6 protein-coding genes are annotated in these 5,536 nt (G+C 65.2%); all 6 read left to right on the forward strand.

The window, feature by feature from the left end; translation table 11 throughout:
- Window positions 1-1,040: ammonium transporter (locus AUR66_RS05855; protein ID WP_058571555.1), on the forward strand; the 1,040-nt coding region annotated here is incomplete at its 5' end.
- Window positions 1,037-1,393 (forward strand): P-II family nitrogen regulator, encoded by a 357-nt coding sequence (locus tag AUR66_RS05860; RefSeq protein WP_082682136.1) that lies wholly within the window; start codon window positions 1,037-1,039, stop codon window positions 1,391-1,393. The genes AUR66_RS05855 and AUR66_RS05860, both read left to right, overlap by 4 nt.
- 383 nt (window positions 1,394-1,776) lie before the next feature.
- Window positions 1,777-3,147 carry an ammonium transporter gene (locus AUR66_RS05865; protein ID WP_058571556.1) on the forward strand — a complete coding sequence of 457 codons (1,371 nt, stop codon included), beginning with the start codon at window positions 1,777-1,779 and terminating at the stop codon, window positions 3,145-3,147.
- Window positions 3,148-3,150: 3 nt separating this feature from the next.
- Entirely contained in the window at window positions 3,151-3,522 is a 372-nt protein-coding gene (locus tag AUR66_RS05870; RefSeq protein WP_082682137.1) for a P-II family nitrogen regulator, read from the forward strand.
- Window positions 3,523-3,721: 199 nt separating this feature from the next.
- Window positions 3,722-4,411 (forward strand): CPBP family glutamic-type intramembrane protease, encoded by a 690-nt coding sequence (locus tag AUR66_RS05875; RefSeq protein WP_058571557.1) that lies wholly within the window; start codon window positions 3,722-3,724, stop codon window positions 4,409-4,411.
- Between the two features lie 32 nt (window positions 4,412-4,443).
- Window positions 4,444-5,536 (forward strand): glutamate-1-semialdehyde 2,1-aminomutase (locus AUR66_RS05880; protein WP_058571558.1); only part of this gene is annotated, 1,093 nt, incomplete at its 3' end.

Raw genomic sequence — 5,536 nt, forward strand, 5'->3', positions numbered from 1 at the left:
AACGCATGGACTTCCGCGCGTACATCGTCTTCGCGGCGAGCATCACGGGCTTCATCTACCCCGTCGTGCAGGGACTGACGTGGTCCGGTGGTCTCCTCTCCGGAAGCGGCTACCTCGGTGCCGTGCTCGGTGTCGGCTACCTCGACTTCGCTGGCGCGACTGTCGTCCACATGTGCGGTGGCGTCGCCGGCCTCGTCGGCGCGAAGATGGTCGGCCCACGCAAGGGTCGCTTCGACGCGAACGGAAACAGCCAACCGATCCCCGGCCACTCGATGCTGCTCGCCGTCCTCGGCACGCTCATCCTCGCGTTCGGCTGGTACGGCTTCAACGTCGGCACGCAGGCCACCGTCCTCGCGACCACCGAGAGTGGTGGACTCGAATTCATGGGTGCCGCACTCGGCCGCGTCGCACTCGTCACCACCCTCGGCATGGGTGCCGGCGCAGTTGCCGCGATGCTCGTCTCGACCAGCTACCAGGGCAAGCCTGACCCGCTCTGGATGGCGAACGGTCTGCTCGCCGGTCTCGTCGCCGTCACCGGCGCTGTCCCCCACGTCACGTGGTGGGGCGGCCTCGTCCTCGGCGCACTCGGCGGCGCAATCGTCCTGCCCGCCTACCGCTGGACCGTCGACTCGCTGAAGATAGACGACGTGTGTGGCGTCTTCGCCGTCCACGGCGTCGCAGGTGCGGTCGGCACGGCCCTCATCCCGGTGTTCGCCGTCGGCGGATTCTCCGCGACGCAACTGGTCATGCAGGTCGCCGGTGTCGGGATCATCGCCCTGTGGACCGTCGTCGCCTCGGCAGTCGTCTTCGCGATTGCCGACGCCATCTTCGGCCTCCGCGTCTCGGAAGAAGAAGAACTCGAAGGCCTCGACGTCGGCGAACACGGCGTCTCGGTCTACCCCGAGTTCGTCGGCGACTCCGGACCAGACCGTGGTCTGGGAACGCCAACCGCGACGGACGGCGGAACCGACGTGCGTACCGACGGAGGTTCCACCGAGTGTGACACCACGACCGCAGTCGACGGAGGTGACGACCAATGAGCGAGACTGAGGGAATCAAGATGGTGATGGCCATCATCCGCCCCGACAAACTCGCCGACGTGAAGACGGCACTCGCTGAAGTGGGCGCACCGTCGCTCACCGTCACGAACGTCTCTGGCCGTGGGTCCCAACCCGCGAAGAAAGGACAGTGGCGCGGCGAGGAGTACACCGTCGACCTCCACCAGAAGGTCAAAGTCGAGTGCGTCGTCGCCGACATCCCGGCCGAAGACGTCGTCGATGCCATCGCCGACGCCGCCCACACGGGCGAGAAGGGTGACGGGAAGATATTCGTCATCCCCGTCGAAGAAGCGGTCCAAGTCCGCACCGGAAAGGAGGGAGAACCGGCAGTCTGAGCGACTAACCTCCCGATAACGTCACCTTTCGTCGCCGTACACGCGGTCTGTCTCCACCGCGCACGCGGCACCATACCCGCTGGGGGTCTCGGTTCTGTCCCGACCCACCCATAACGTTTCTTACACTACATGCGTCGAATTGTGCGGCAACATTTGTCCAATTAGTACCCGAGTTACGACCTTAAACATCTCATACTCCATTTTAAAGCGGACATATGTCTTTCACACAGAAATTATGTGGACATATGTCAACGCGAACGGTTATGTACCTTCATGTGGTTACAATCTCTCATGATTCGTGAGACATTCGGTCGCGAATCGAGCACCAACATGAACGACTGTCCACTCGAACCTCAGTTCGAATCGTCTATCGGAGGAATCGTATGCTGACCGCCCTGCAGACAGACCTCGCCTCGGTCGTCGAAGGTGTGAACCTCGTGTGGGTTCTCACCGTGACGTTCCTCATCTTCTTCATGCACGCCGGGTTCGCCATGCTCGAAGCCGGGCAAGTGCGTGCGAAGAACGTCGCCAACCAACTCACGAAGAACCTGCTGACGTGGAGTATCGGCGTCATCGTGTTCTTCCTCTTGGGTGCCGCCGTCTCGTCCATCGTCGCGGGCGTCACCGGCGGCCCGTCGACGACGATTACGAGTGCCTTCATGGGCCTCTACGCGCCCGACGCCGCGGCGACGACGGCGTGGGTCGATTGGCTATTCGGCGCCGTCTTCGCCATGACCGCCGCCACCATCGTCTCCGGTGCCGTCGCAGGCCGCGCGAGACTCCGTGCGTACCTGACGTACACCATCTTCATCGCGGGCGTCATCTACCCCGTCGTCGTCGGCGTCACCTGGGCCGGTGGCTTCCTCGGAGGCCTCGGCTTCCACGACTTCGCCGGCGGCATGATCGTCCACGGGATGGGCGGCATCGCCGGCCTCACTGCCGCGTGGCTCATCGGCCCGCGGATGAACCGCTTCAACGCCGACGGCAGCGCGAACGTTATTCCCGGCCACTCCATCACGTTCGCCGTCCTCGGCACGCTCATCCTCGCGTTCGGTTGGTACGGCTTCAACGTCGGTACCGCCGCCGCACCCCTCGCGTACGCTGACGGCGCCGTGACCCTCGGGTCGTTCGCCTACGTGGGTCGCGTCGCACTCGTCACCACCCTCGGCATGGCCGCCGGCGCAATCGGTGCGGGCGGCGTCGCCATGTACAAGACCGGGAAAGTCGACACGCTCTACGTCGCCAACGGCCTGCTCGCCGGCCTCGTCGGTGTCACCGCCATCGCGGACGACATCGTCTGGCCCGGTGCCCTCGTCGTCGGCCTCCTCGCCGGTATGCAACTCCCCATCGTCTTCGAGTTCGTCGAAAAGCGCCTCCGCATCGACGACGTGTGTGCGGTCTTCCCCGTCCACGGGTCCGCGGGTATCCTCGGGGCGCTTCTGTACCCCGTCTTCGCCATGCCGGTCTGGCACGGTGGGGCCTCCGTCGTCTCGCTGGCCATCCCGCAGATTGTCGGCGTCGGCGTCATCGCCATCTGGACGTTCGCCGCCACCGCAGCAATCTTCGGTGCCTTCCGCGCCGTCGGACAGGCCCGCGTCTCCGCCGACCACGAGCGTCAGGGTCTCGACACGGCCGAACACGGCGTCGACACCTACCCCGAATTCGGGTCGCCCGACACCGACACCGGCATCCGCGCGGATGGGTCGGGCATCCCCCACGGGGATGGATTCATGACGACGGGGAAGGAGGACTGAGCCATGAGTGACACCGACCTGCCGAACGACGGCGGCATCAAACTCGTCATGGCAATCATCCGCCCCGACAAACTCGCCGACGTGAAGACGGCGCTCGCCGAAGTTGGTGCGCCGTCGCTCACCGTCACGAACGTCTCCGGCCGCGGGTCCCAACCCGCGAAGAAGAGTCAATGGCGCGGCGAAGAGTACACCGTCGACCTCCACCAGAAGGTCAAAGTCGAGTGTATCGTCGCCGACATCCCGGCAGAGGACGTCGCCAACGCTATCGCCGACGCCGCCCACACGGGCGAGAAAGGCGACGGGAAAGTGTTCATCCTCCCCGTCGAAGAGGCGGTCCAGGTCCGCACCGGCAAGACCGGTCGCGACGCGGTCTGAGGCCGTCTCGACTGCCACGGCGCACAGAACCGAATCTGTCGGGTCTGACACCGACGTTCTCGTTCGCTGAGAGGCGAAGTACCTATATCTTCACAACCGAAGAGGCCGGTAGCCCCCACCAACGGGGCGGAGGCCGAACCCACGCGAAACCATTTTTGGACTCTAGACCAAGCGACGTGACGATGAACGGTGTCCCGCTGTGTTGAGTGTCGAAGTTCTCGGTGGTCTCTTCATCGCCCTCGCCGGGATGTCGCTCGTCGGCGTCGCCATCGACCGATACCTCCCCGACCCCGACGACCCGCGCGCGGACCTCGTCCTGAGCGACGTCGGTAAGTGGGGCGTCTTTCTCACGCTCTGTGCGTACGTCGTGGTCGTCGAAGGCCGGCCACTGTCGTCGCTCACCGGGCGCTCACTCGACCCACTCTCGTTCGTCGCTGTCGTCGGCGTCGGCGTCTTCGTCCTCTTCGCGGCGAGCGTGGTGACTGCACCGCTGTTCGACCGAGTCGGCGTGGGTGACCTCGGCGACGGCATGTCGCAACTGGCGTCGCTGTCGGTTCGGCACCGCCTGCTAGTCGCGTTCACCGCGGGCGTCACCGAAGAAGCGCTGTTCCACGGGTACGCCATCGAGCGACTCCTCGAAGCGACCGGCAGTCCGCTTCTCGCTGGAAGCGTGTCGTTCGTCGCATTTACCGCGAGTCACGCACTCGGGTGGGACCGCGGTGCAGTCGCCCGCATCGCGGTCCCTGCGTTGCTGACGACGGTTATGTACCTCCTCGTGCGCGACGTGGTGGCCCTGATGGCCATCCACGCACTCAACGACGCCGCCGGGTTGCTGTTGGCGAGACGGATACAGGACCCGAACGACGCGGCAGACGGCGCGACCCAGTAAGGTCTTTGCCGCGAGGGTTCGAACCGCCGCGCATGAGACACGACGAGTCGCGTGCGTTGTACGACCGAGCGCTGTCGGTTCTCGCCGGCGGCGTGAACTCCTCGGTCCGGGCGACGAAGCCCTATCCCTTCTTCGTCGAGCGTGGCGACGGCGCGCACGTCATCGACGCCGACGGGAACCGGTACATCGACTACGTGATGGGCTACGGGCCGCTTCTGTACGGCCACGACGCCCCGGAGCCTGTGCAAGCAGCGGTGCAGAAACACGCTGCTGCGGGCCCGATGTACGGCGCACCGACCGAGATAGAAGTCGAACACGCGGAGTTCGTCGCGCGGCACGTCCCGTCCGTCGAGATGATTCGCTTCGTCAACTCCGGCACGGAGGCGACTGTCTCCGCGGTTCGCCTCGCGCGCGCCGTCACTGGACGCGACAAAATCGTCGTCATGCAGGGTGGCTATCACGGCGCGCAGGAGTCGACGCTGGTCGAAGGCGGCCCCGAGAGCGTCCACCCGAGTTCGCCCGGCATCCCCTCGTCGTTCGCCGAGCACACGATTCCCGTCCCGTTCAACGACACCGAGACGATTCACGAGGTGTTCGAAGAACACGGTGAGGACATCGCGGGCGTGCTCGTCGAACCCATCCTCGCGAACGTGGGCATCGTCCACCCGGTGGATGGCTACCTCCAGACGCTCCGCGACGTGACCGAAGAGTACGACTCACTCCTCATCTTCGACGAAGTCATCACCGGGTTCCGCGTCGGTGGTCTCCAGTGCGCACAGGGCAAGTTCGGCGTCACGCCAGACCTCACGACGTTCGGGAAGATTATCGGCGGCGGGTTCCCCGTCGGCGCAATCGGCGGCAAGGCCGAACTCGTCGAGCAGTTCACCCCCGGCGGCGACGTGTTCCAGTCGGGTACCTTCTCGGGCCACCCTGTCACGATGGCCGCAGGCCACGAGTACCTGAAGTACGCCGCCGAGAACGACGTGTACGAACACGTCAACCGCCTCGGAGAGAAACTTCGCTCGGGCATCTCGGACATCCTCGAAGACCAGGCACCCGAGTACACCGTCGTCGGCACCGACTCGATGTTCAAGACCATCTTCACGCGCCACGGGCCCGCCGACC

Origin of the sequence: Haloferax profundi (genome assembly GCF_001469865.1) — an archaeon.
Lineage (GTDB): Archaea > Halobacteriota > Halobacteria > Halobacteriales > Haloferacaceae > Haloferax > Haloferax profundi.

What these genes read in the sequence shown, in the direction of transcription:
- AUR66_RS05860 (WP_082682136.1), top strand. Translation starts at nt 1,037, where the DNA reads ATGAGCGAGACTGAGGGAATCAAGATGGTGATGGCCATCATCCGCCCC.
- AUR66_RS05865 (WP_058571556.1), top strand. Translation starts at nt 1,777, where the DNA reads ATGCTGACCGCCCTGCAGACAGACCTCGCCTCGGTCGTCGAAGGTGTG.
- AUR66_RS05870 (WP_082682137.1), top strand. Translation starts at nt 3,151, where the DNA reads ATGAGTGACACCGACCTGCCGAACGACGGCGGCATCAAACTCGTCATG.